This window comes from Cryobacterium sp. TMB1-7, from assembly GCF_004402435.1.
Classification (GTDB): Bacteria; Actinomycetota; Actinomycetes; order Actinomycetales; family Microbacteriaceae; genus Cryobacterium; species Cryobacterium zongtaii.
Genome location: NZ_SOFZ01000020.1, coordinates 138,065 through 159,856 on the forward strand (window position 1 = coordinate 138,065; position 21,792 = coordinate 159,856).

General features: G+C 69.7%; 21 protein-coding genes. 17 read left to right on the plus strand and 4 right to left on the minus strand.

All coding sequences use genetic code 11. The features are described 5' to 3' along the window. Positions 1-72 precede the first annotated feature (72 nt). On the minus strand, positions 73-2,043 hold the full coding sequence (locus E3O60_RS07710) for an acyltransferase family protein (RefSeq protein ID WP_134497701.1): 1,971 nt from the start codon (positions 2,041-2,043) through the stop codon (positions 73-75). A 153-nt stretch (positions 2,044-2,196) separates the two neighbouring features. Here E3O60_RS07710 and truA point away from each other — a divergent pair, with 153 nt between their 5' ends. The 4 genes from truA (at position 2,197) to glmM (ending at position 5,663) form a co-directional block, all read left to right on the plus strand. After that, positions 2,197-3,090 carry a tRNA pseudouridine(38-40) synthase TruA gene (gene truA / locus E3O60_RS07715; protein WP_088458111.1) on the plus strand — a complete coding sequence of 298 codons (894 nt, stop codon included), beginning with the start codon at positions 2,197-2,199 and terminating at the stop codon, positions 3,088-3,090. A 190-nt stretch (positions 3,091-3,280) separates the two neighbouring features. After that, positions 3,281-3,727, plus strand: coding sequence for a 50S ribosomal protein L13 (gene rplM, locus E3O60_RS07720; protein ID WP_088457154.1), 447 nt, complete (start codon positions 3,281-3,283; stop codon positions 3,725-3,727). Between the two features lie 49 nt (positions 3,728-3,776). Then, positions 3,777-4,262 (plus strand): 30S ribosomal protein S9, encoded by a 486-nt coding sequence (gene rpsI, locus E3O60_RS07725; protein WP_088457153.1) that lies wholly within the window; start codon positions 3,777-3,779, stop codon positions 4,260-4,262. 24 nt (positions 4,263-4,286) lie between these two features. Beyond that, a complete protein-coding gene (gene glmM / locus E3O60_RS07730; protein WP_088457152.1) occupies positions 4,287-5,663 on the plus strand; it encodes a phosphoglucosamine mutase in 1,377 nt (458 codons plus the stop codon). A gap of 408 nt (positions 5,664-6,071) precedes the next feature. Here glmM and E3O60_RS07735 read toward each other — a convergent pair whose 3' ends face one another. Beyond that, positions 6,072-6,608 carry a GNAT family N-acetyltransferase gene (locus E3O60_RS07735; RefSeq protein ID WP_134407856.1) on the minus strand — a complete coding sequence of 179 codons (537 nt, stop codon included), beginning with the start codon at positions 6,606-6,608 and terminating at the stop codon, positions 6,072-6,074. A gap of 460 nt (positions 6,609-7,068) precedes the next feature. Next, complete coding sequence (gene coaA / locus E3O60_RS07740; protein WP_088457150.1) at positions 7,069-8,025, minus strand: type I pantothenate kinase; 957 nt, start codon at positions 8,023-8,025, stop codon at positions 7,069-7,071. 34 nt (positions 8,026-8,059) lie between these two features. Here coaA and glmS point away from each other — a divergent pair, with 34 nt between their 5' ends. The 10 genes from glmS (at position 8,060) to E3O60_RS07790 (ending at position 17,228) form a co-directional block, all read left to right on the plus strand. Next, positions 8,060-9,910, plus strand: coding sequence for a glutamine--fructose-6-phosphate transaminase (isomerizing) (glmS, locus tag E3O60_RS07745; protein WP_088457149.1), 1,851 nt, complete (start codon positions 8,060-8,062; stop codon positions 9,908-9,910). Positions 9,911-10,032: 122 nt separating this feature from the next. Continuing rightward, positions 10,033-10,389 carry a holo-ACP synthase gene (locus tag E3O60_RS07750; protein ID WP_088457148.1) on the plus strand — a complete coding sequence of 119 codons (357 nt, stop codon included), beginning with the start codon at positions 10,033-10,035 and terminating at the stop codon, positions 10,387-10,389. Further along, positions 10,386-11,543: an alanine racemase gene (gene alr / locus E3O60_RS07755; protein ID WP_134497703.1), complete on the plus strand. Its 1,158-nt coding sequence runs from the start codon at positions 10,386-10,388 to the stop codon at positions 11,541-11,543. The genes E3O60_RS07750 and alr overlap by 4 nt, the downstream gene beginning before the upstream one ends. A 4-nt stretch (positions 11,544-11,547) precedes the next feature. Continuing rightward, complete coding sequence (tsaE, locus tag E3O60_RS07760; RefSeq protein ID WP_088457146.1) at positions 11,548-12,087, plus strand: tRNA (adenosine(37)-N6)-threonylcarbamoyltransferase complex ATPase subunit type 1 TsaE; 540 nt, start codon at positions 11,548-11,550, stop codon at positions 12,085-12,087. Then, positions 12,084-12,872, plus strand: a complete 789-nt coding sequence (locus tag E3O60_RS07765) for a sulfite exporter TauE/SafE family protein (RefSeq protein ID WP_088457145.1) — start codon at positions 12,084-12,086, stop codon at positions 12,870-12,872. The genes tsaE and E3O60_RS07765 overlap by 4 nt, the downstream gene beginning before the upstream one ends. A 159-nt stretch (positions 12,873-13,031) precedes the next feature. Then, positions 13,032-13,667 carry a tRNA (adenosine(37)-N6)-threonylcarbamoyltransferase complex dimerization subunit type 1 TsaB gene (gene tsaB / locus E3O60_RS07770; protein ID WP_134497705.1) on the plus strand — a complete coding sequence of 212 codons (636 nt, stop codon included), beginning with the start codon at positions 13,032-13,034 and terminating at the stop codon, positions 13,665-13,667. Then, positions 13,667-15,316, plus strand: a complete 1,650-nt coding sequence (gene tsaD, locus E3O60_RS07775; protein WP_134497707.1) for a tRNA (adenosine(37)-N6)-threonylcarbamoyltransferase complex transferase subunit TsaD — start codon at positions 13,667-13,669, stop codon at positions 15,314-15,316. The genes tsaB and tsaD overlap by 1 nt, the downstream gene beginning before the upstream one ends. Positions 15,317-15,481: 165 nt before the next feature. Then, positions 15,482-15,907 (plus strand): DUF4190 domain-containing protein, encoded by a 426-nt coding sequence (locus tag E3O60_RS07780; RefSeq protein WP_088457142.1) that lies wholly within the window; start codon positions 15,482-15,484, stop codon positions 15,905-15,907. A 100-nt stretch (positions 15,908-16,007) separates the two neighbouring features. Continuing rightward, a complete protein-coding gene (locus E3O60_RS07785; protein WP_166788973.1) occupies positions 16,008-16,691 on the plus strand; it encodes a DUF4190 domain-containing protein in 684 nt (227 codons plus the stop codon). A 36-nt stretch (positions 16,692-16,727) separates the two neighbouring features. Beyond that, positions 16,728-17,228 (plus strand): hypothetical protein, encoded by a 501-nt coding sequence (locus E3O60_RS07790; RefSeq protein ID WP_088457140.1) that lies wholly within the window; start codon positions 16,728-16,730, stop codon positions 17,226-17,228. 28 nt (positions 17,229-17,256) lie between these two features. Here E3O60_RS07790 and E3O60_RS07795 read toward each other — a convergent pair whose 3' ends face one another. Then, a complete protein-coding gene (locus E3O60_RS07795) occupies positions 17,257-18,444 on the minus strand; it encodes an SAM-dependent methyltransferase (RefSeq protein WP_134408923.1) in 1,188 nt (395 codons plus the stop codon). A gap of 144 nt (positions 18,445-18,588) precedes the next feature. On the opposite strand from E3O60_RS07795, the gene groES reads away from it, so the two are divergent. The 3 genes from groES (at position 18,589) to E3O60_RS07810 (ending at position 21,416) form a co-directional block, all read left to right on the plus strand. Continuing rightward, positions 18,589-18,885: a co-chaperone GroES gene (gene groES, locus E3O60_RS07800; protein WP_066597535.1), complete on the plus strand. Its 297-nt coding sequence runs from the start codon at positions 18,589-18,591 to the stop codon at positions 18,883-18,885. A 144-nt stretch (positions 18,886-19,029) separates the two neighbouring features. Next, a complete protein-coding gene (gene rarD / locus E3O60_RS07805) occupies positions 19,030-19,950 on the plus strand; it encodes an EamA family transporter RarD (protein ID WP_088457138.1) in 921 nt (306 codons plus the stop codon). A 170-nt stretch (positions 19,951-20,120) separates the two neighbouring features. After that, positions 20,121-21,416, plus strand: a complete 1,296-nt coding sequence (locus tag E3O60_RS07810; RefSeq protein ID WP_088457137.1) for an ABC transporter substrate-binding protein — start codon at positions 20,121-20,123, stop codon at positions 21,414-21,416. Positions 21,417-21,792: the final 376 nt, after the last annotated feature.

The window sequence follows — 21,792 nt, forward strand, 5'->3', positions numbered from 1 at the left end:
GTGCGTCGCCCACATGCGTCGGATGCCCGGTCGCCGCATCCGTCGCACGGCCCAACCGCCGCGGCGGGTGGGTCAGCGCACGCGGAAGGCCTGCAGGGTGTCGGCGCCGGGCGCGCGGCTCGGTGCGGCACCGGGCAGCCGTTCGAGGGCGACCGCCACCGAGTCGGCGTAGATCGCCCCGCCGGTGGGGCCGGGGTGGATGCCGTCATCGGCGAGCACGTCGACGTGCGGGGCGATCGCGGCGCTCCAGTCGGCCAGGACCACTTGGCTGCGGCGCGCCGAGAACTCCGCCAGCTCCGTGTTGACCCCCGCGGTCCAGTCCCGGTCCGCGAACGCGTTCACCACGATCAGTTCGCGGGAGGGACCGATCACCCGCATGACGGCGGCGAGGTCGGCCTGGTCGACGGGACCGTTCGTGCCCAGGCCCAGCAGAACCACGGGGCGCAGGGTGCCCGCGGCACGTTGTGCGGCCAGGATTTCCGGGGCGGCGTCCATGCCGCGGGACACGGCGGCGTCGATCGTGATGCCGGGGAACTCGGCCTGCAACTCGGCCGCGGAGGCGAGCATCACGGAGTCCCCGACAGCGGTGATGTTGGACCCCCTGGTGGTTTCCGTGACCACACCTGCGGCTTGGGCGGCGGCATCCTTGGCGGCTTGTACCTGTGCCGCCTGAGCGGCCTGGGCCAGCGCCTGCTGGCCGCGGAGCACCTCCGCCTGGGCCGTCGTGACGGTGGGCGCCGTGACCACGGATGCGCCGGTGCCCACCAGCAACATCAGCACGACGGCCGCGGCGAGAACGAGTGCCGCACGGGAGCGGTAGCGGCGGCGGGTGCCCGGCGCAGACGCCCGCATGACCCTGGCGCGCAGCTGCCCGACCGTCCCACGGAGGCCCTGCCGGCGGATCGGCATCTCGAGCCACCGGTACGAGGTCGCAGCGGCCGCCACGGCCAGCACCAGGGTGAGCAATCCGGTCGCCGCGACACTCGCCGGGCCGCGGCCGAACGGCGCCACGAGCTGCACCAGCACCAGCAGCGGCCAGTGCCAGAGGTACAGGCCGTAGGAGCGCTCACCGAGGTAGCGCAACGGAGCGGTGTCGAGCATCCGCCCGAGCCGGTCGCCGGCCACGCCCGCCCAGATCGCCACGGCGGTGAGTGCGCTCACCAGCAGGAGGCCGCCGCGGTAGGTGGCGGCGGCGTCTGCCGGCAGCCAGATCGCGGCGGCGATCAGGCCGGCCACTGCTGCCGCGCCCCACCAGGGCCGCATCCCGGTGAGGGTCCGGCGCGCGGCCGGGGCCGCCACCGTGCCGCCCGCAGCCACGGGCCCGAGCGGACGCAGGAGCAGGGACAGTCCGGCGCCGATCAGCAGGCCGAAACTGTGGGTGTCCGAGCCGTAGTACACCCGGGTGGGGTCGCTGCCCGGGGAGAAGCCGACGCCCATCCACACTGCCGACGCGAGGGCGAGCGCCACGACGAGGGCCAGGCGCAGGCCCGGCCGGCGGACCCTAAGCAGCAGGAGCAGCAGCAGCGGCCAGAGCAGGTAGAACTGTTCCTCCACGGCCAGCGACCAGAGGTTGCGGAGCAGCTCGGGCTGGCCGGAGCCGAAGTAGCTGGTGTTCGTGGCCATCGACACCCAGTTGTAGCTGAACGTCGCGGCGCCCAGCAGCTTCCAGCCCAGGCCCACGAGCACATCGCCGCCGAGCAACCAGGCCGCCGTGCAGGCCACGAGCACCACCGGCACCAGTGCCGGCACCAGGCGCCGGGCCCGACGCAGCCAGAACCGCCGCGGCGAGAACCGGCCAGTGCGGTCGTGTTCGGCCACGATGAGGCCGGTGATCAGGAAACCGCTGATCACAAAGAAGATGTCGACGCCGATAAAACCGCCCTGCAACACCGGCGGAAACAGGTGGTAGACAACGACGAGGATGACGGCGATGCCCCGGAGACCGTCGAGGCCGCTGAGCCGGCGGCCGGCCGGAACGTCCGGGTGGCGAACGGCGACAGCTGTGGCGGGGGAGCGGGGCGCGGTGCGAAGGAGACTGGTCATAACTGTGCGGCCTGAGACGGGCCCGTCCAACGATAACCCGGCCCGGCCTCTACACTGACCTCTGTGAGTTTTCCCGAGCCCGTCGACGGCGCCCTTCCGCTGGTGCTGGCCGAGCTCAACCCGGATGGCGCCCTGGCGGCACCGTCCGATTCGATGCCGCCAGCAGGCTCCAAACGCATCCGCCTCGACGTGGGCTACGACGGAACCGACTTCTTCGGCTGGGCCAGCCAGCCCGGGTACCGCACCGTGCAGGGCCAGATCGAGGAGGGCCTCGGCGCCATCCTCAAGCGCCACCAGCCCACCCCCACCCTCGTGGTCGCCGGGCGCACGGACTCCGGTGTGCACGCGCTGGGCCAGGTGGCCCACTTCGATCTCAACCCCGACCAGGTCAACGCCCTCGTGCGGGTCAAACGGGGCAAGGCCGCACCCACGTACCCCAACGAGCTGGCCACGATGGTGCAGCGTCGCCTCGGCGGCATCCTGGTCACCCAGCCCGAAATCGTGATCCACCGCGCCAGCCTGGCCCCGGCCGGTTTCGACGCCCGCTTCTCCGCACTGTGGCGCCGCTACGAGTACCGCATCTCCGACACCGGCGCTCTGCGCGACCCGTTGCAGCGGCTGCGCACCACCTGGCACGGCTTCGCGCTCGACCTCGCCTCGATGCAGGAGGCCGCGGCCACCCTGATCGGGCTGCACGACTTCGCGACCTATTGCAAACCGCGGCCCGGAGCCACCACCATCCGTACCCTGCAGTCCTTCGAGTGGCGGCGGGACCCCGACGGGGTGCTCGTGGCCACCCTGCAGGCGGATGCGTTCTGCCATTCGATGGTGCGCGCACTGGTGGGCGCCTGCGTGTCGGTGGGGGAGGGCAAGCTGGTGGGCACCCGACTCGTGGACCTGCGCATCGAGCGGGCCCGCACCAGCGAGTTCAAGGTGATGCAGGCGCACGGCCTGACCCTGATGGAGGTGGGCTACCCCGAGGACGCGGGGATGGCCATCCGTGCGGCGCAGACGCGTGCCCGTCGGGAGCTGCCCGAAGACGAGTGAGCTAGCACGCCCGGTTTACCGGCCCGAGTTGTGCCGGGGCGTGTCGTGAACTAGTGTTGTTCCTTGGTGTCTTAGGCGTTGCAGCCAGGCACACGAACGTGAGCCCTCCATCGATCGTGTTCTCTTCGAGAACACACCCGGAGCGGGATTCACGAACACCTCCGTTCGAAAACAAGAAAGCAGCACAACAGTGACGCGCACTTACACCCCCAAGGCAAGCGAACTCCAGCACGACTGGGTCGTTATTGATGCCACCGACATCGTTCTGGGTCGGCTCGCCAGCCACGCCGCGATTCTTCTTCGCGGCAAGCACAAGGCGACCTTCTCCCCCCACATGGATGGTGGCGACTTCGTCATCATCATCAACGCCGAGAAGATTGCCCTGACCGGCAAGAAGCTCGACCTCAAGATGGCGTACCGCCACTCCGGTTACCCGGGCGGCCTCACGGCCACGAACTACTCGGAGATGCTCGAGAAGCACCCCACCCGTGCGGTAGAAAAGGCGATTCGCGGCATGCTGCCGAAGAACTCGCTCGGCCGTGCACAGCTGCTGAAGCTCAAGGTCTACGCAGGCCCCGAGCACCCGCACGCTGCGCAGCAGCCCAAGCCGTACACCCTCAGCCAGGTCGCTCAGTAGCGTCGGCCCCAGACTTCTCGATATCTAAGAAAAAAGGATTCACACCATCGTGGCGAAGATCGCAGACCAGATTGACGCAACTCCCGAGAGCTACTCCACCGAGACTCCCGCTGAAGTTGCAACCAAGGCGCCCCGCGCCGTCCTCAACGTTCCCGGCGCAGCCGTGGGTCGTCGCAAGCAGGCCATCGCCCGCGTGCGCATCGTCCCCGGCGCCGGCAAGATTGTCGTCAACGGGCGCGAGCTCGACGACTACTTCCCGAACAAGCTGCACCAGCAGCTGATCAACGACCCGTTCAAGGTCCTCGACCTCATCGGCAGCTACGACGTCATCGCCCGCATCACCGGTGGTGGCCCGTCCGGCCAGGCTGGCGCGCTGCGCCTCGGCATCGCCCGCTCGCTGAACCAGATCGACGAAGAGAACAACCGCGCCATCCTCAAGAAGGCCGGCTTCCTCAACCGTGACGCTCGCGTCAAGGAGCGCAAGAAGGCCGGACTCAAGAAGGCCCGTAAGGCGCCGCAGTTCTCGAAGCGCTAACCCGTTAGTCGAGTACACACTCATATGGCTCGACTTTTCGGCACGGACGGCGTCCGGGGCCTGGCTAACCGTGATCTCACGGCTGGCCTGGCCCTGGGCCTCGCCCAGGCGAGCGCCGTTGTGCTCACCAGTGGCCGCCGCGCAGAGGAACGACGTGCCCAAGGCCGTCGTCCCGTCGCCGTGGTCGCCCGCGACCCCCGCATTTCCGGTGAATTCATCACCTCCGCCGTTGCAGCAGGCTTGGCCAGCTCCGGCGTAGACGTGTTGGATGCCGGCGTCATCCCGACGCCCGCCGCCGCCTTCCTCATCGCCGACATCGGCGCAGACTTCGGCGTGATGATCTCCGCCTCGCACAACCCGGCGCCCGACAACGGCATCAAATTCTTCAACTTCGGCGGCACCAAACTTCCCGATGACGTCGAAGACCGCATCGAAGCGGTGCTCGACGCGGGCGATCAGCTCCTCACCCCGATTGCCGGTGACGTCGGACGCATCCGTCGCTTCGCCGACGCCGAGGACCGTTACGTCGTGCACCTGCTCGGCACCCTGCCGCACCGGCTCGACGGCATTCACGTGGTGCTCGACTGCGCCCACGGCGCGGCCGCCGGCGTGTCCCCGCAGGTCTTCACGGATGCCGGTGCCCGGGTCACCGTGATCGGCGCCGACCCCGACGGCCTCAACATCAACGACGGCGTGGGCTCCACCCACCTGGACAACCTCGCCAGAGCGGTGCTCGAGCACGGCGCAGACGTGGGCATCGCCCACGATGGTGACGCCGACCGCTGCCTGGCCGTCGACCGCGACGGCAACATCGTCGACGGCGACCAGATCATGGCGATCCTGGCCGTGTCGATGGCCGAACGCGGCGTGCTCAAGGACCGCACCCTCGTGGCGACGGTCATGAGCAACCTGGGCCTGAAGAAGGCCATGGCCGCCAACGGCATCAACATGATCGAGTCCAAGGTGGGCGACCGGTACGTGCTCGAGGAGCTCGACGCGCACGGGCTGTCGCTCGGCGGCGAGCAGAGCGGTCACGTCATCATGACCAAGTTCGCCACCACCGGCGACGGCATCCTCACCGGTCTGCACATCGTGGCCGAAATGGCCCGCACCGGAAAAACCCTCGCCGAGCTGGCCAGCGTGATGAAGGTGTTCCCGCAGATCCTCGTGAACGTTCGCGGCGTCGACCACCACGCCCTCGCCGGCGACGAGGTCATCGCGCAGGCCGTGCGCGACGCGGAAACCGAACTCGGCGACACCGGCCGGGTGCTCCTGCGCCCCTCCGGCACCGAGCCCATGGTGCGGGTCATGGTGGAGGCCGCCGACCAGCCCACCGCCGACCGTCTGGCGCACGCCCTGGCCGACGTCGTGCAGTCCCGCCTGGCGCTGCAGCCCAGCTAGTACCGCCTGTCCCGACTCTCCCGGTCGGTATCCGCATTTCGCACCCACGGGCATCCGTCGTGGCCCGTCTTGCGTCTCGCGGCACGGGTCGTGTGTCGTGGCACAGGATAAAACACGTGCCGCGAACACTAGTGCGTGCCGTGAGAACACCGCGTGCCGCGGCGAAGGTTCAAACAGGTACCACGAAGTACAAAGTGCCGCAGGAAGCGAACGAAGCGCGGCCCAGGTAGCCGGCCCTGGACGGTGCCCGGCCGAGGCCCGGTGGCGCTCACCATGCTCCCGCCGCTCGGATCGGTCGCGTGGCTTCGGTCGTCCGTGCGTGGTCAACTGTTCCCCGTCCGGACAATTGCGTCCGGCACGCCGGCCGCAATTGTCCGTTGCGGCAACAGTTCCTGCCGCATTCCGGGCCTAGCCGGGAGCGGCGATCAGGTAGCGCACGTGACGGAGCAGGGGCGAGTCCTCGGGTAGCCGCGGGTGATCGAACTCACCCGCGATGTGCATGCCGAGCCGTTCCATCACCTTGCGCGAACGGATGTTGATGCCCGCCGTGATCGAGTTCACCTCCGCCAGGACGAGGGTCTCGAAGCCGAACTGCAGGGCGGCCGTCGCCGCCTCGGTCGCGAGACCCTGACCCCAGGCGGATCGGGCCAGCCGCCAGCCCACCTCCACGCCGCCGGAACCCGGGACGCCCTCGAGCATCGGCGCGAGGCCGGTGAAGCCGATGAACTCGCCGGTGTCCAGGCGTTCCAGCGCCCACAGCCCGTAGCCGTGCAGGTCGAACATCGCGTCCGCCCGGCCGGCGAGGGCATCACTTTCGGCACGTCTCAGTGGAGCGGGGAAGTAGCGCATCACCTCCGCATCCGCCGTGAGCCGGGCGAACGGCTCGAGGTCGGTCTCGCGCCAGCGCCGCAGTAGAAGCCGGTCGGTGCGCACGTCGAGGTCCATCGTTCCACCGTAGCCGTGCCGCTGCCGCCCGCCGCATCCCAGCCGCGCCGTAACTGTTGCCCATCCGGACTTCTGCGTCCGGCACGCGGGACGCACCTGTCCGCTGCGGCAACAGTTCGGGCGGATGCGTGCCGACCGGGGCCCAACCCGGGCTCAAACCGGGGGAGGCGCGGGCTCGCGGACACCCCGCGGCCGCGCCCACGTCGTCGCCGCGGCGGCGCCCACGCGCCGACGCCGCCGCGAATGAGCGGTCGGCGGCCTCCCGGACACAACTGTTGCCGATGCGGACTTTCGTGCCGGGTGTGCCGGGACCATTTGTCCGGACGGGGCCCAGTTGCCGGTTGGGCCGGCTGCCGAGCGCGACGGGCGCGGGGCTACGGGCAGCCGAGCACAATCAGCGCGACGCTACGGGCGGCCGAGCGCATGGGCGACAACGCCCCATGGCCGCCCACCGCGACACTCAGACCTTGCGGAGCAGCACCTTGTCGACGGTGTGGTCGGAGTCCTTGCGCAGCACCAGGGTGGCGCGGGAGCGGGTGGGGCGGATGTTCTGCAGCAGGTTGGGTTCGTTGATGCTGCCCCAGATGGTGCGGGCGCGGGCCCGGGCCTCGTCCTCGCTGAGGGAGGCGAACCTGTGGAAGAACGACTTGGGGTTCGTGAACGCGCCGCGCTGGAGCCGCAGGAACCGCTCCTCGTACCACCGGGAGATGTCGGAGGTGCGGGCATCCACGTAGATGGTGAAGTCGAATAGGTCGCTCACCGCGAGCCCGTGGCCCGGGGCGGGCGGCTGCAACACGTTCAGGCCCTCGACGATGAGGATGTCGGGCTGACGCACGACGACCTGCGCGTCGGGCACGATGTCGTAGTTCAGGTGCGAGTAGAAAGGGGCGCGCACCTCGGCGGCGCCGCTCTTGATGGCGCTGACGAAACGCAGCAGCGTGCGCCGGTCGTACGACTCCGGGAAGCCCTTGCGTTCCATCAGGCCGCGACGGGCCAGTTCGGCGTTGGGGAAGAGGAACCCGTCAGTGGTGACCAGTTCCACCCGGGGGGTGTCTTCCCAGCGGGCCAGGAGCTCCCGTAGCAGCCGGGCGATGGTGGACTTGCCCACGGCGACGGACCCGGCCACGCCGATCACGAACGGGGTGCGCTGGGCGCGTTCCCCGAGGAAGTCGCTGGTGTCGCGGTGCAGCTTGCGGGCTCCCGCGGCGTAGAGGTTGAGCAGCCGGCTCAACGGCAGGTAGACATCCGACACCTCGTTGATGTCGAGCGGTTCGCCCAGGCCGCGCAGCTGCACGACCTCGGTTTCCCGCAACGGCAACCGGGTCGAGGGTGCGAGGGATGCCCACACAGCACGGTCGAGCTCCACAAAGGGGGTGCTGTGACCGTTATTACTGGGGCTCACCACCGGCTCGGACATCGAGACCAAGCATAGTGCGACTAAAATCAGGGCTATGTGCGGAATCGTAGGATATGTCGGAGACAACAAAAGCGTCGAGGTCCTCATGGGAGGTCTCCGTCGACTCGAGTACCGGGGGTATGACTCCGCGGGGATAGCGGTGATCGACGACGCGGGAGTGCTCAACACCGCGAAGCGCGCCGGCAAGCTCGCCGTGCTCGCCGCCGAGCTCGAGGCGCACCCGATCAACAACGGGCGCACCGGAATCGGGCACACCCGGTGGGCCACCCACGGTGGTCCGACCGACCAGAACGCGCACCCGCACCTGGGTGACGACGGCAAGCTCGCCCTCATCCACAACGGCATCATCGAGAACTTCTCGCCGCTCAAGGACGAACTCCTCGCCGAGGGTTACGTCTTCGAAAGCGAAACCGACACCGAGGTGGCCGCCGTGCTGCTCGGCCGCGAATACCGCCGCCTGGGTGACCTGGGCGAAGCGTTCCGCACCGTCGTCGCGCGCCTGGACGGTGCGTTCACGCTGCTGGCCGTGCACCAGGACCAGCCCGGCGTCGTGGTCGGCGCCCGCCGCAACTCGCCGCTGGTGATCGGCCTGGGCGACGGCGAGAACTTCCTCGGCTCCGACGTCGCCGCGTTCGTGGAGTACACCCGTCGTGCCGTCGCGATCGGCCAGGACCAGATCGTGACCATCACCCCCGACCTCGTCACCGTCACCGACTTCTTCGGCGCCCCCGTCGAGGTCGAAGAATTCGACATCGCCTGGGACGCCTCCGCCAGTGAAAAGGGCGGCTGGTCCAGCTTCATGGCCAAGGAGATCTCCGAGCAGCCGGATGCCGTCACCAACACCCTGCGCGGCCGCATCCACGACGGCCAGGCCGTGGTGCCCGAGCTCGAGGCCTTCGGCGATGACGTGCTCGCCGGCATCCGCCGCATCGTGATTGTGGCCTGCGGCACGGCCGCGTACGCCGGCCAGACCGCCAAGTACGCCATCGAGAAGTGGGCGCAGGTGCCGGTGGATGTCGAACTCAGCCACGAGTTCCGCTACCGCGACCCGGTGCTCACCCCGGACACCCTGGTGATCTCGATCAGCCAGTCCGGCGAGACCATGGACACCCTGATGGCCGTGAAGTACGCCCGCGAGGCCGGCGCCAAGGCCATCTCGATCTGCAACACCCAGGGCGCCACGATTCCCCGCGAATCCGACGCCGTGATCTACACGCACGCCGGACCCGAGGTCGCCGTCGCGTCGACGAAGGGGTTCACCGGCCAGATCGCCGCGCTGTACCTCTTCGCGCTGCACCTGGCCCGGGTGCGCAACACCATGTCCCTGGAGGAGCTGGCCGCGCAGGTCGTCGAGCTGCAGGCCATCCCGGAGAAGATCGCCACCACCCTGTTGCAGGAAGACGCCGTGCGTCAGCTCGCCGTGTGGATGACCGACTCGCGCGCCGTGCTCTTCCTCGGTCGCCACGTGGGCTTCCCGATCGCGCTCGAGGGTGCGCTCAAGCTCAAGGAGCTCGCCTACATCCACGCCGAGGGCTTCGCCGCCGGTGAGCTCAAGCACGGCCCGATCGCGCTGATCGAGCCCGGCCAGCCGGTCTTCGTCGTGGTGCCGAGCCCCCGCGGGTCCGCGCACCTGCACCCCAAGGTGGTCTCCAACATCCAGGAGATCCGCGCTCGCGGCGCCCGGATCATCGCGATCGCCGAGCAGGGTGACGCCGCGGTGCTGCCGTTCGCCGACACCGTGTTCCACATCCCGCTCGCCGGCCCGCTGTTCGAGCCGCTGCTCGCCGTGGTGCCGCTGCAGATGTTCGCCATCGAGCTGGCCACCGCCAAGGGCCTCGACGTCGACCAGCCGCGCAACCTGGCGAAGTCGGTCACGGTCGAATAAGGCCGGTCGAGTAAGCCGGCCGAATAGGCCACGGATGCCCAGGGCTCGCCGCGTCATCGCCTCGCGATGGCACCGGGTCCTGGGCATTTCGCTGAGAACAGCACACGAGGATTGAGCAGAGCATGATCAAGGGCATCGGCGTCGACATCGTCGACCTGGCACGCTTCGACCGGCAGGTGGCCCGCACGCCCGGGCTGGTGCCGAGGCTGTTCGCGCCGGCCGAGCGCACCCTGCCGACGCACTCGCTGGCCGCCCGGTTCGCCGCCAAGGAAGCTCTGATCAAGGCCCTCGGCGACAGTGTGGGCGCCAGCTGGCAGGAGATGGAAGTGGTCTCCGACCCGCACGGCAACCCGTCCTTCGCGCTGACCGGAGCGGTGCAGGCCGCCTTCACCGCCCGCGGTATCACGAGCGCGCATCTGAGCCTGACCCACGACGCCGGGGTGGCCTGCGCGTTCGTGGTCCTGGAGGGGAACTCATGACCGACTTCCGTGAGGCCGTCATCGATCTCGGTGCCGTGCAGGCCAACGTGGAACACCTGCGCAGCCTGATCGGCACCCGGCACACCATGGCCGTGGTCAAGGCCAACGGCTACGGTCACGGCGCCGTGCCGGTGGCCCGCGCCGCCCTTGCCGGCGGCGCCGACTGGCTCGGTGTCGCCGACATCGACGAGGCCCTCGCCCTCCGCGCCGCCGGCATCGACGCCCCGCTGCTGGCCTGGCTGCACGGTCCGGATGCCGACTTCGCCGCCGCCATCGCCGCGGACATCGACCTCGGACTGTCGTCGGCGGCGCAGGTGCGCCAGGTCGCGGCGGCCGCCAACGCACTGGGCCGGCCCGCATCCGTGCAGATCAAACTCGAGACCGGCCTCAACCGCAACGGCGTCGACGAATCGGACTGGGCCGAGGTGCTGGGCCTCGCTGCCGCGTTCGAGCGCGTCGACCGGCTGCGGGTGCGCGGCCTGTTCAGCCACCTGGCCAACACCTCACCCGACGACGACCTCGCCGCCATCGCCAGCTTCGGCCGCGGGCTGGAGGCCGCCACCGCCGCCGGACTCACCATCGACCTCGCCCATCTGGCGTCCACGGCCGCCGCCCTGCGCCTGCCCGCCGCCCGCCACTCGATGGTGCGGTTGGGCATCGGTATTTACGGGCAGTCGCCCTTCGCCGACGCGGATGCCGCCGACCTCGGCCTGACCGCGGCCATGACTCTGCGCGGCCGGGTCGCCGCCGTGCGCCGGGTCGCCGCCGGCGCGGGCGTCTCCTATGACTACCTGTGGCGCGCCACCGCCGACACCACCCTCGCCCTGGTGCCGCTGGGTTATGCCGACGGGGTACCCCGGCAGGCCATGAACGCCGCCAGGGTGGCCATCAACGGAACCCAGTACCCCGTGGTGGGCCGCGTCGCGATGGACCAGTTCCTGGTAGACGTGGGCACCGACCCTGTCGCCGTCGGCGACGTGGTGGTGCTGTTCGGCGACGCCGCGGCCGGGGTGCCCACCGCCGCCGAGTGGGGCGCAGCCGCGGGAACCATCAACTACGACATCGTCACCCGGGTGGGCGCACGGGTGCCGCGTCGGTATGTGGGATCTGGGTCCCTGACCGACGCCGACAGCACCGAAACCACGAGGTCGTAGCCCGATGCGCCGCACCATCGCCGACCCCGAAACCATGCACGCCTTCGGCCTGGAAATGGCCGGGCTGCTGCGCGCCGGCGACCTGATGGTGCTCACCGGCCCGCTCGGTGCCGGTAAGACCACCTTCACCCGCGGCCTCGGCGAGGGCTTGCGCGTGCGCGGCGCGGTCACCAGCCCCACCTTCGTGCTCGCCCGCACGCATCCGAGCACGATCGGCGGACCGCCGCTGGTGCACGTGGATGCCTACAGGTTGAGCAGCGCGATGGAGCTGGACGACCTCGACATCGACTTCGCCCGCTCGATCGTGGTGGTGGAGTGGGGCCGCGGCCTGCTCGAGGGGATCACCGAATCGTGGCTGGACATGGAGATCGAGCGTCCGCTCGGCGCCTCGCAGGCCGACCCGGACGCCGACGTCGACGATGCCGTCGCCCTGGACCTGCCGGAACCTCGCACCGTCACGGTGACCGGCCACGGACCGCGCTGGCAGGACGGCCTCGGCTTCCGCAGCGACCCGGCCGGCCCGGATGAGCCGGTGCACGCATGACCGCCGCCCGGCCGACCGGCGCCTGGTACTGGAGCGCCCTCGTGCTCACCGGCGTCATCGGTGGACTGCTCTCCGGATTGTTCGGTGTCGGCGGCGGCATCGTGATGGTGCCCCTGCTCATCTCGCTGGTGCGCATGGACCAGCGCCGGGCGGCCACCACGTCGCTGGCCGCGATCGTGCCCACCTCCATCGTGGGGTCGCTCACCTACCTGGCCAACGGCCACATCGACCTGATCGCCGGCGCGATCATCGCCGCCGGCGCCGTGGTCGGCGCCCTGATCGGCAGCAACCTGCTGCAGCGCATCCCGCTGTTCTGGCTGCGCTGGCTCTTCATCGCGCTGCTCATCGTGGTGGCCGCGCGCATGCTTGTCGTGGAGCCGGAACGCGGAGCCGCCCTCGAGCTGAGCTGGGTCGTGGTGCTGGGCTACCTCGCTCTGGGGCTGACGATGGGCATCGCATCCGGTCTGTTCGGCATCGGCGGGGGAGTGATCGCGGTGCCGGCCCTCGTGGCGGTGTTCGGCGTGAGCGACCTCATCGCCAAGGGCACCTCGTTGCTGGTGTTGGTGCCCACGAGCCTCGTCGGCACCATCGCCAACCTGCGCGCCGGGCTCGTCGATCTGCCCGCCGGCCTCGTGGTCGGCGCCGCTGCCACCGTCGCGGCGGTGCCCGGGGTGGCCCTGGCCGTGCTGATCCCGCCGCGCCTGTCGAGCATCCTGTTCGCCGTGCTGCTGATTCTCGCCGCCGGGCAGCTCACGGTGAAGGCCCTGCGCACCAAGCGCGCCTGACGCCCACCCGCCCCGCGTCTGCCGCGCCCAACTGTTGCCCGTGCGGACAAATGGTCCCGGTGTGCCGGACGCAAATGTCCGATTCGGCAACAGTTGCCCGTGAACGAGCCGGCGAGGCACCCGGCGGGCGGAGGCGCCCGGGCCGCATAGGCTGGACGGGTGCTTCTCGCCATCGATACCTCCGCCGGCACCAGCGTCGCCGTCGTCGACCTGACCCAAGGCGTGATCGCCGAACGCGGCGTCCCCGACACCATGCGGCACGCCGAGGTGGTCGGCCGCCTCATCCAGGAGTGCCTCTCCGAGGCCGCCATCCCCGTCTCGGCGCTCTCCGGCGTCGTCGGCGGCATGGGCCCCGGACCGTTCACCGGCCTCCGCGTCGGCATCGCCGCCGCCCGGGTCTTCGCGCTGGGCATCGGGCGCCCTCTCGTTCCCGTGGTCAGCCACGACGCCATCGCCTACGGCCACTACTGCACCGGCCACACCGGGCCGCTGCTCGTGGTCACCGACGCCCGGCGCCGCGAGGTCTACTGGTCCGCGTACAGCGGGGCGGATGCCGAGCACCTCCCGGTGCGTCTCGGCGCCCCGGCCCTGGCCAAACCGGCCGAGCTGCTCGAGGCCGACTTCGTGCACGCGGGCCTGCCCCGCCTCGACGCCGCCACCATCTCGGCCGGCGACCTCGGGATGGTCGCCGAACTCGCCTTCGCGGCCGGCCGACCGTTTGCCGCCGACGAGGCGCTCTACCTGCGCTCACCCGATGTGACGGTGTCCAAAAACGGTCCCAAGCGGGTGAGCTGATGACCTGGCAGCTGCGCCGCGCCCAGCCCGCCGACGTCGAGGCGATCATGGCCCTGGAGACGCACATCTTCGAAAACGACGCCTGGTCCACCGAGATGATGGCTCGGGATGTCGCCGACCCGGGCTGCTACTACCTGGTCGCCTTCCCGCCGGACTCGCCGGAGCACATCGTCGCGTATGCCGGACTGCAGGCGGCGTTGCGCTCGCCGGAGAGCGACATCCAGACCATCGCCGTGGCCGAAGAGGCCCGCGGCCGCGGGCTCGGCCGGGTGCTCATGCTCAGCCTGATCACCGAGGCCCGCAAGCGGGGCGCCCGCGAAACCTTCCTCGAGGTGCGCGCCGACAACCCCGGCGCCCAGCACCTGTACCGCTCGCTCGGCTTCGAAGACCTCGGCGTTCGCCGGGGCTACTACCAACCAGACAACGTGGATGCGATCGTGATGCGCCTGCCCATTCCGCCCGCCGAGATGCAGTTCACGGATGCCGCCGCCGCGCCGCCCGCCGCCGACCCGGCCGCACCCGCCGCCGACCCGGCCGCACCCGCCGCCGACCCTGCAGCATCAGCCGCCCCGGCCCGCCCGCTCAACCGCACCAACCCGCTGGTGCTCGGCATCGAAACCTCCTGCGACGAGACCGGCATCGGCATTGTGCGCGGCACCACCTTGCTCTCCAACACCATCGCCTCGTCGATGGACGAGCATGCCCGCTACGGCGGCGTCGTGCCGGAGGTTGCCGCTCGCGCCCACCTCGAAGAGATGGTGCCCGCCATCCACGCGGCCGTCGCTGAAGCCGGCATCCGGCTCGACGAGATCGACGCCATCGCCGTCACCAGCGGACCCGGCCTCGCCGGTGCACTCATGGTCGGCGTCGGCGCTGCCAAATCGCTCGCGGTGGCGCTGGACGTGCCGATCTACGCCGTCAACCACCTCGTCGGCCACGTGGGCGCCGACCTGCTGCGCGGCGAGGGCGTCGACACAGATGCGCCGCTGGAGTACCCCACCATCGCCCTGCTGGTCTCCGGGGGGCACACCTCGCTGCTGCTGGTGCGCGACCTGGTCTCCGACGTGGAGCTGCTCGGCGAGACTATCGACGATGCCGCCGGTGAGGCCTTTGACAAGGTCGCCAGGGTGCTCGGCCTGCCCTACCCCGGCGGGCCGCAGATCGACAGGGTCGCGGCCACCGGCGACCCCACCGCCATCCGTTTCCCGCGCGGCCTCAGTCACCAGAAGGATGTCGCCAAGCACCGCTATGACTTCTCCTTCTCCGGCCTGAAGACCTCGGTGGCCCGGTGGGTGGAACAGAAGCGTGACGCCGGCGAAACCGTGCCGATCAATGACGTTGCGGCGAGCTTCCGCGAGGCCGTCGTCGACGTGCTGCTCACCAAGGCCGTCGCGGCCTGCACCGACCTCGGGGTGCCCAGGCTGCTGCTCGGCGGCGGGGTGATCGCCAATGCGCGGTTGCGCCAGGTGGCCCAGGAACGCACGGATGCGGCCGGTATCGCGCTGCGCATCCCGCCCCTGTCGCTCTGCACCGACAACGGCGCCATGATCGCGGCGCTCGGCGCGCAGCTGATCATGGCGGGGCGCGCGCCCTCCACCCTCGATTTCGGGGCGGACTCTACCCTCCCGGTGGGCCTCATCCAGGCCTGAAACCGCATCTCACCAAGAGTTTCTCGCGCGGACGCGATACTGTCATGGTGGGGGTTTTACGCAGAGCCAGCACGTTGACACCCCCACGGCGCGGGTGCCACTATGGCACCCATCGCACCCAGTGCCCTTGCATTCCCTACGCTGCACCACGTGAAGGAGTCACCCATGACCGACCCGAACCAGCCCGCCGTGAACAAGCCGGACTCGAACGAGCCCACGCCGCCGCCGGCCTACTCCCCGCCCGCGCCGCCGGCCTACGGTGCAACCCCGGCCGCCCCGGCCTACGGCGCCGCACCTGCCGCCCCGCAGGCCTACGCACCGCAGGGCTACGGGCAGCCGGCCGCCGGCGATAAGTGGAACGTTCTCGCGATCATCTCCCTGGTCAGCGCGTTCTTCGTGTCCCTCGCCGCCGTGATCTGCGGCCACATTGCGCTCAGCCAGATCAAGCGCACCGGCGAAAAGGGTCGCGGCCTCGCCATCGCCGGCCTCGTGCTCGGCTACGTCGGCCTGATCAGCGGACTCATCTTCCTCATCGTCACGATCGGCGTGATCATGGCGGGCATCAGCGAAGGCTCGTACACCACCTACTAGAAGGCTCGGCAGACCGCGCTCGCCGGCCACCCCGGCCGCCCGATCGGGCGGCCGGGCGGCCTGGATCAGACCAGGCGTTCACAGGAAAGGAATGACGATCATGACCGATCCGAACACACCACATCCCGAGGTTCCCCAGGTTCCGAGCGTGCCGCAGGTCCCCGACGTGCCGCAGGTGCCCGACTTCCCGCAGGACAGCATGGCCGGCGGCCCACCGGATCGCCAGAGCGGCCCCGCCGGCGATGCCGAATCCACCCCGTCGGGCGCCCAGCAGCCGCCGCCGGTTCCGCCGGTGAGTCCGGCCGGCCAGCCGACGCCGCCGCCCGCCTACGGCCCGCCCGCCCCGAGCGAGGGCACCCCGCCGCCGCCCTACGGTTCGCCGCCGCCGGGCTACACCCCGCCGGGCTACACCCCGCCGGGCTCCGGTTACGGCACCCCGCCGCCCTCTGGCGGCCCCGCCGCCGGCTACTACGCCGGCCAGCCCGGGATGCCGTCGGCCACCAAGCAGCCGATCCTGAGCATCCTGTCGATGATCGCCGGTGTCATCGGCATCCTCGGGTCCCCGGTTGCGTTCTTCCCGATTTTCGGTGGCATCCTCGCCATCATCTTGCCGGCCGCCGGCGTGGTCCTGGGTTTCATCGCCCGCAACAAGGAACCGAACGGCAAGGGCTTCTGGCTGACCGGGATCATCACAGGCTTCGTGGGTATCGCCCTGGCGCTGCTCAGCATTCTGCTCTGGGCGCTGGTGTTCGCGACCGTGCCGATGAACAATTACAACTACTAACCGCACAGCGAGTAGTCGAGAATCGAGTCCACACGCATGTCGCAGTCCGGGCAGCCCGAAACCCGGGCGGAGCGGGAGCAGTCAGTTCCGCCCGCCGGGACGCCGGCGTTGTCGCGCGCACAGGCGCGGGCTGCCGAGGCCAGGGCCGCTGAGCTGCGGGCACCCGCCGGGCGTTCGCCCGACCTGACCCGGCCGCCGGTCGCCGGCGAGCTCGCCTACGAGTCCACCATCACCGCGCCCACCGAGTGGGTGCCGTACGTGTACACCACCGCCGAGATCCAGACCCATGCGGCCCGCCGTGGTCTCGGCGTCGCTGCCGCGGTCTGCGGGGTGCTCGGGGTGCTGGCCGGCATATTCGTGATCTGGGGGGCGCCCCTGAGCATCGCCGCGGTCGTGCTCGCTCTGGTGGCCAGGTACGTGGAGCGCCGCTCCGGCGGCCTCTGGCTCCTCGGCCTGCTCAGCGGTCTGTTGGGCATCCTGATGGCGGTGCTGTGGTTCGTCGTGATCACCCGGATGCTGCCCGCCTACTTCGGCTGAGCCGAACCCGCGAGCCGGCTGACGCCGGTCAGACCCGTTCCACCAGCAGCGCCACCTTGTGCCCGGCCGCGCGGGTCACCACCAGGGTGGCCGATTCCGGGCCCTTGAGCTTCAACCGGGTGCGCAGGGTCGCCGGATCCACATCCACGCCGCGCTTCTTGATCTCCAGGGTGCCGATCTTCCGTTCAGCCAGCGCCAGCCGCAGCTTCTTCTCGTCGGTGGGCAGCACCTCGAGCACCCGGAACGCCGTGGCGAACGGGGTGCGGGTCAGCGTCGGGCTGGTCAGGTAGGCCAAGCCCTCGCTGAGCATCGACGCATCCATCGATCGGGCGAGGTCACCGATCAGCCGGGCGCGGATGATGGCGCCGTCGGGTTCGTACACGTAGTCGCCGAGCTCGCCGACAGCCACATCCTCGCTGTCGGCAGGCGCGGTCAGCTCCGCGACTCCGTCCTTGCTGAGCAGTAGCGCCGACCGGCGGATACCCGGCCGCGCGAGCGCACCGAACCACAGCCCCATCTCCACCAGCTTGCCGTCCACCGACACCCACTGGGCCTCCGCGGTCTCGGGGATCTGGTCGCGGTCGTGGCCGGGACCGAGCTTGACGCCGACGGGCATCCGTTTGCTCAGGGCGTAGACGTCATCGAGGTTGGGGGAGTAGTCCTCTGACCGGGTGAGCCGGCTGGTGTTGCCGTGCCCGGCCGTGCGGCGGGCCGGGTCGAACCAGAGCGCGTCGAACTCGGTGGGGTCGATGTCGGCCGCGTCGGCGCAGCGCACTGAGGAGGTCGGGAAGGGGGCCAGGTTGAAGCTGGCGACCGTGGCGGTGACCTCGTCGACGTCGATCGCGGTCACCGTCAGCTCCATCGCGGCCATCGCCATGGCGTCGCCGCCGATGCCGCAGCCCACGTCGGCGACCCGGGTGAGGCCGGCCTCCACGAACCGGCCGGCGTGCAGGGCGGCGACCCGCAACCGGGTGGCCTGCTCCAGGCCGGCCTCGGTGAACAGCATCCGGCTGGCAAAGTCGCCGAACTTGCCCGTCGCCTTCGCCCGCAGCCGGGACTGGTAGAGCACCGCGTTGACCAGGGCGGGGGAGTGCCCGGCCTTGCGTAGGGCACTGACCGTGCGCACGACGTCGGCACCGGCCTCGTAGACGGGCAGGGAGTCCAGCAGGCGCAGGCCTTCGGGTGAGAGCAGCTCAACGAGCTCGGCGCGTTCCATCCCGCAAACCTATCAAGCCAAACCGGGCCGCACCCCGAGCACTCTGGCACTCACGTTGCGTGAGTGCCAGTTGCGCCCTAAACTCGACTTAGCACTCTCGCTGTGAGTCTGCTAACTACGTCTTAGCTAAGAAAGAGGTCAACCGTGTCGGTCTCCATCAAGCCGCTCGAAGATCGCATCGTCATCAAGCAGGTGGATGCAGAACAGACCACCGCTTCCGGACTTGTGATCCCGGACACCGCCAAAGAGAAGCCCCAGGAAGGCGAAGTTGTCGCCGTCGGCCCCGGCCGCATCGACGACAACGGCAACCGCATCCCGCTCGACGTCGCCGTCGGCGACAAGGTGATCTACTCCAAGTACGGTGGAACCGAAGTCAAGTTCGGTGGCGAGGACCTCCTCGTTCTGTCGGCTCGCGACGTTCTCGCGGTCGTCGTTCGCTAGTCACACCGCATATCGTTGAATCCCGGATGGCCTCGGCCATCCGGGATTTTTCGCGTCCAGAGGGGTAGCAACGTGCACGAGAATCCGACAGATCCCACCGGGGCCGCCGAGCCGACCGAGCCGGTGGATGCGGCCCGGAGCGGGATGCGCCCGGTCCGCAGTTCCGCGAGCACGGGCCTCATCTTCGCGATCTGCGCCTACGGCATGTGGGGATTCCTGCCGCTGTATTTCCTTTTCCTGGCCCCGACCGGAGCGTTCGAGATCGTGGCCTGGCGGGTGCTGTTCTCGCTGGTGTTCTGCGCGGTCCTGATCCTGGCCACCCGGGCCTGGCGACCGCTCGTGGCCGCACTGCGTTCGCCGCGCATCGTGTGGACGATGGGGCTGGCCGGGGTGTTGATCTTCATCAACTGGCAGACCTTCATCCTCGGCACCCTGAGCGGCCGCGTCGTCGAAACGGCGCTGGGCTATTTCATCAACCCGATCATCACGGTGCTGCTGGGCGTCCTGGTGCTGCACGAGAAGCTGCGCAGGGCCCAGTGGGCTGCCGTGGTGATCAGCTTCATCGCCGTGATCGTGCTCAGCGTCGGCTACGGCACCGTGCCCTGGATCTCCCTGATCCTGGCGTTCTCCTTCGGCTTCTACGGCCTGATCAAGAAGCGGGTCGGCGGTCACATCGACGCGCTCTCCGGGCTGACCCTGGAAACTCTCTGGCTCACGCCGATCGCGATCATCCAACTGGTCGTGGTCTCGCTGATCTCCGGCCTCACCTTCGGCACCGTCTCGACGGTGCACACCATCGCGCTGATCGGCACCGGTGTGCTCACCGCGGTGCCGCTGCTCTTCTTCGCGGCCGCGTCCCGGCGCCTGCCGTTGACCACGATGGGACTCGTGCAGTACCTCGCACCGGTGCTGCAATTCATCGCCGGCGTGGTCATCCTGCACGAGCCGATGCCGCCGGAACGGTGGCTCGGATTCGGGTTGGTCTGGCTCGCGCTGATCGTGCTGACTGTCGATATGGTGCGGGCGGGGCGGGCGCAGCGCCGGCCGGTTATCGACCCGATTTAGGGGCTCAGAGCCAAGCATCCTGATCAGGGGGCCGTTCGTAACGATTTGGTCGCGTTACACGGCTGTAACACGACCGCCTTGTTTGATGTCGTTCGGGTGAATACCTTTGCAGCACGGCAACGATCGTTTGCCGTGCTCTAACCTTCGATTCCCCTTACCCTAGGAGCAACATGAGCGTATTCGCGAAGGCCTCGGCCTCCCGCTCGGCCCGCGCCGTCGTCACCGGCGTCGCCATCTTCGGCGTCAGCGCCCTTCTGCTCACCGGATGCAGCACCGACGCAGCCGAGCCGGCCGCTTCGGACGCACCCGCGGCGGAAAGCACTGTCGCTGAGATCACCGCCGGCGACCGCGCCCTGGACCTGAAGGTCGGCACGATCCTCCCCCAGAGTGGTGGGCTCGCCTTCCTCGGCCCGCCCGAAGAAGCCGGTGTTCAGCTCGCCGTCGAGGAGATCAAAGCTGCCGGCCTGGGCATCGACATCGAAGCCATCCTCCGCGACTCGGGCGACACCACGACCGATACCGCCACCGTTTCCGTGACCGACCTGCTCTCGCAGGATGTCTCGGCGATCGTCGGTGCGGCGTCCTCGGGTGTCTCCAAGACCGTCATCGACCAGATCACCGGCGCCGGCGTCGTGCAGTTCTCGCCGGCCAACACCTCGGCCGACTTCACGGACTACGACGACAAGGGGCTCTTCTGGCGCACCGCTCCGTCCGACATCCTGCAGGGTGAAGTCCTGGGCAACCTGATCGCCGAAGACGGCAACAGCACCCTGGGCCTGATCGTGCTCAACGACGCCTACGGAACCGGCCTGGCCGAGTTCACCACCACGGCCTTCGAGGCTGCCGGCGGAGAGGTCGTCGCCAGCGCGAGCTTCAACGAGGGCGACGCCAACTTCTCGGCCCAGATCGCCGAAGTCACCGCGGCCAACCCCGACGCGATCGCTCTGATCACGTTCGACCAGGCCAAGGTCATCACCCCGGACCTCGTGGCGAGCGGCTTCCCCGGCGACAAGCTGTACTTCGTCGACGGCAACCTGGCCGACTACAGCGAGGACTTCGCTGCCGGCCTGATCGAGGGCTCGAAGGGCACGCTGCCCGGCCTGGACACCGCGACCCTCGGTGACTTCACCGGCCGTCTGCTCGAGATCGACCCGGCCCTGACCGACTTCAGCTACGCGGCTGAATCCTACGACGCCGTCATCCTGATCGCCCTGGCTGCGTACGCAGCCAACGACGTGTCGGGTGAGTCGATCGCCAAGTACCTCCAGCAGGTATCCGGTGGCTCCGGTGAGGGCGAGAAGGTCACCGACTTCGCGTCGGGCGCCGCGCTCCTCGCCGAGGGCAAGCAGATCGACTACGACGGTTACTCCGGCACGATCACGTTCGACGAGAACGGCGACCCGACCGACGCAACCATCGGCATCTTCGAATTCGGTGCAGACAACAAGTACAGCCGCATCAACTAGTCACCCCCGCTGACTCGCGGTACACCACAGCAGACGTACCGCGACACGCACAGAAGGGCCCCGGCTTCGGCCGGGGCCCTTTCGCGTGCCCGGTGGCCGGTCGCCGCCGAGTGACGGGGCGCCGGATGCCGGCCAGGGGGAGCGGCAGCCGTGGGCGGCAGCAGCGGAGGCCGGCCAGTAGATGGCGGCCGCCACGGGCCCGCTGCGGGTCTTTAGGCGGCGGAGGCGCGGAGCTGCGCGGCTGGGGCGGCCAACGGCGTCGGAACGGCTCCTGGCGCCGCCGGTGAAACGCGAGATGCCCCGCTGCGGACCAGTTGCCCCGGTAGACCGGGGCAACTCGTCCGCAACGGGGCAAGTCGGTGGTGCGGATGGTGCG

Coding starts and splice junctions, on each gene's coding strand:
- E3O60_RS07795 (WP_134408923.1), bottom strand. CDS start 18,444: ATGGAACGCGCCGAGCTCGTTGAGCTGCTCTCACCCGAAGGCCTGCGC.
- truA (WP_088458111.1), top strand. CDS start 2,197: ATGCCGCCAGCAGGCTCCAAACGCATCCGCCTCGACGTGGGCTACGAC.
- E3O60_RS07750 (WP_088457148.1), top strand. CDS start 10,033: ATGATCAAGGGCATCGGCGTCGACATCGTCGACCTGGCACGCTTCGAC.
- E3O60_RS07710 (WP_134497701.1), bottom strand. CDS start 2,043: ATGACCAGTCTCCTTCGCACCGCGCCCCGCTCCCCCGCCACAGCTGTC.
- tsaD (WP_134497707.1), top strand. CDS start 13,667: ATGACCTGGCAGCTGCGCCGCGCCCAGCCCGCCGACGTCGAGGCGATC.
- rarD (WP_088457138.1), top strand. CDS start 19,030: ATGCGCCCGGTCCGCAGTTCCGCGAGCACGGGCCTCATCTTCGCGATC.
- E3O60_RS07785 (WP_166788973.1), top strand. CDS start 16,008: ATGACCGATCCGAACACACCACATCCCGAGGTTCCCCAGGTTCCGAGC.
- coaA (WP_088457150.1), bottom strand. CDS start 8,025: ATGTCCGAGCCGGTGGTGAGCCCCAGTAATAACGGTCACAGCACCCCC.
- E3O60_RS07790 (WP_088457140.1), top strand. CDS start 16,728: ATGTCGCAGTCCGGGCAGCCCGAAACCCGGGCGGAGCGGGAGCAGTCA.
- glmM (WP_088457152.1), top strand. CDS start 4,287: ATGGCTCGACTTTTCGGCACGGACGGCGTCCGGGGCCTGGCTAACCGT.
- glmS (WP_088457149.1), top strand. CDS start 8,060: ATGTGCGGAATCGTAGGATATGTCGGAGACAACAAAAGCGTCGAGGTC.
- E3O60_RS07810 (WP_088457137.1), top strand. CDS start 20,121: ATGAGCGTATTCGCGAAGGCCTCGGCCTCCCGCTCGGCCCGCGCCGTC.
- alr (WP_134497703.1), top strand. CDS start 10,386: ATGACCGACTTCCGTGAGGCCGTCATCGATCTCGGTGCCGTGCAGGCC.
- E3O60_RS07735 (WP_134407856.1), bottom strand. CDS start 6,608: ATGGACCTCGACGTGCGCACCGACCGGCTTCTACTGCGGCGCTGGCGC.
- E3O60_RS07765 (WP_088457145.1), top strand. CDS start 12,084: ATGACCGCCGCCCGGCCGACCGGCGCCTGGTACTGGAGCGCCCTCGTG.
- tsaE (WP_088457146.1), top strand. CDS start 11,548: ATGCGCCGCACCATCGCCGACCCCGAAACCATGCACGCCTTCGGCCTG.
- E3O60_RS07780 (WP_088457142.1), top strand. CDS start 15,482: ATGACCGACCCGAACCAGCCCGCCGTGAACAAGCCGGACTCGAACGAG.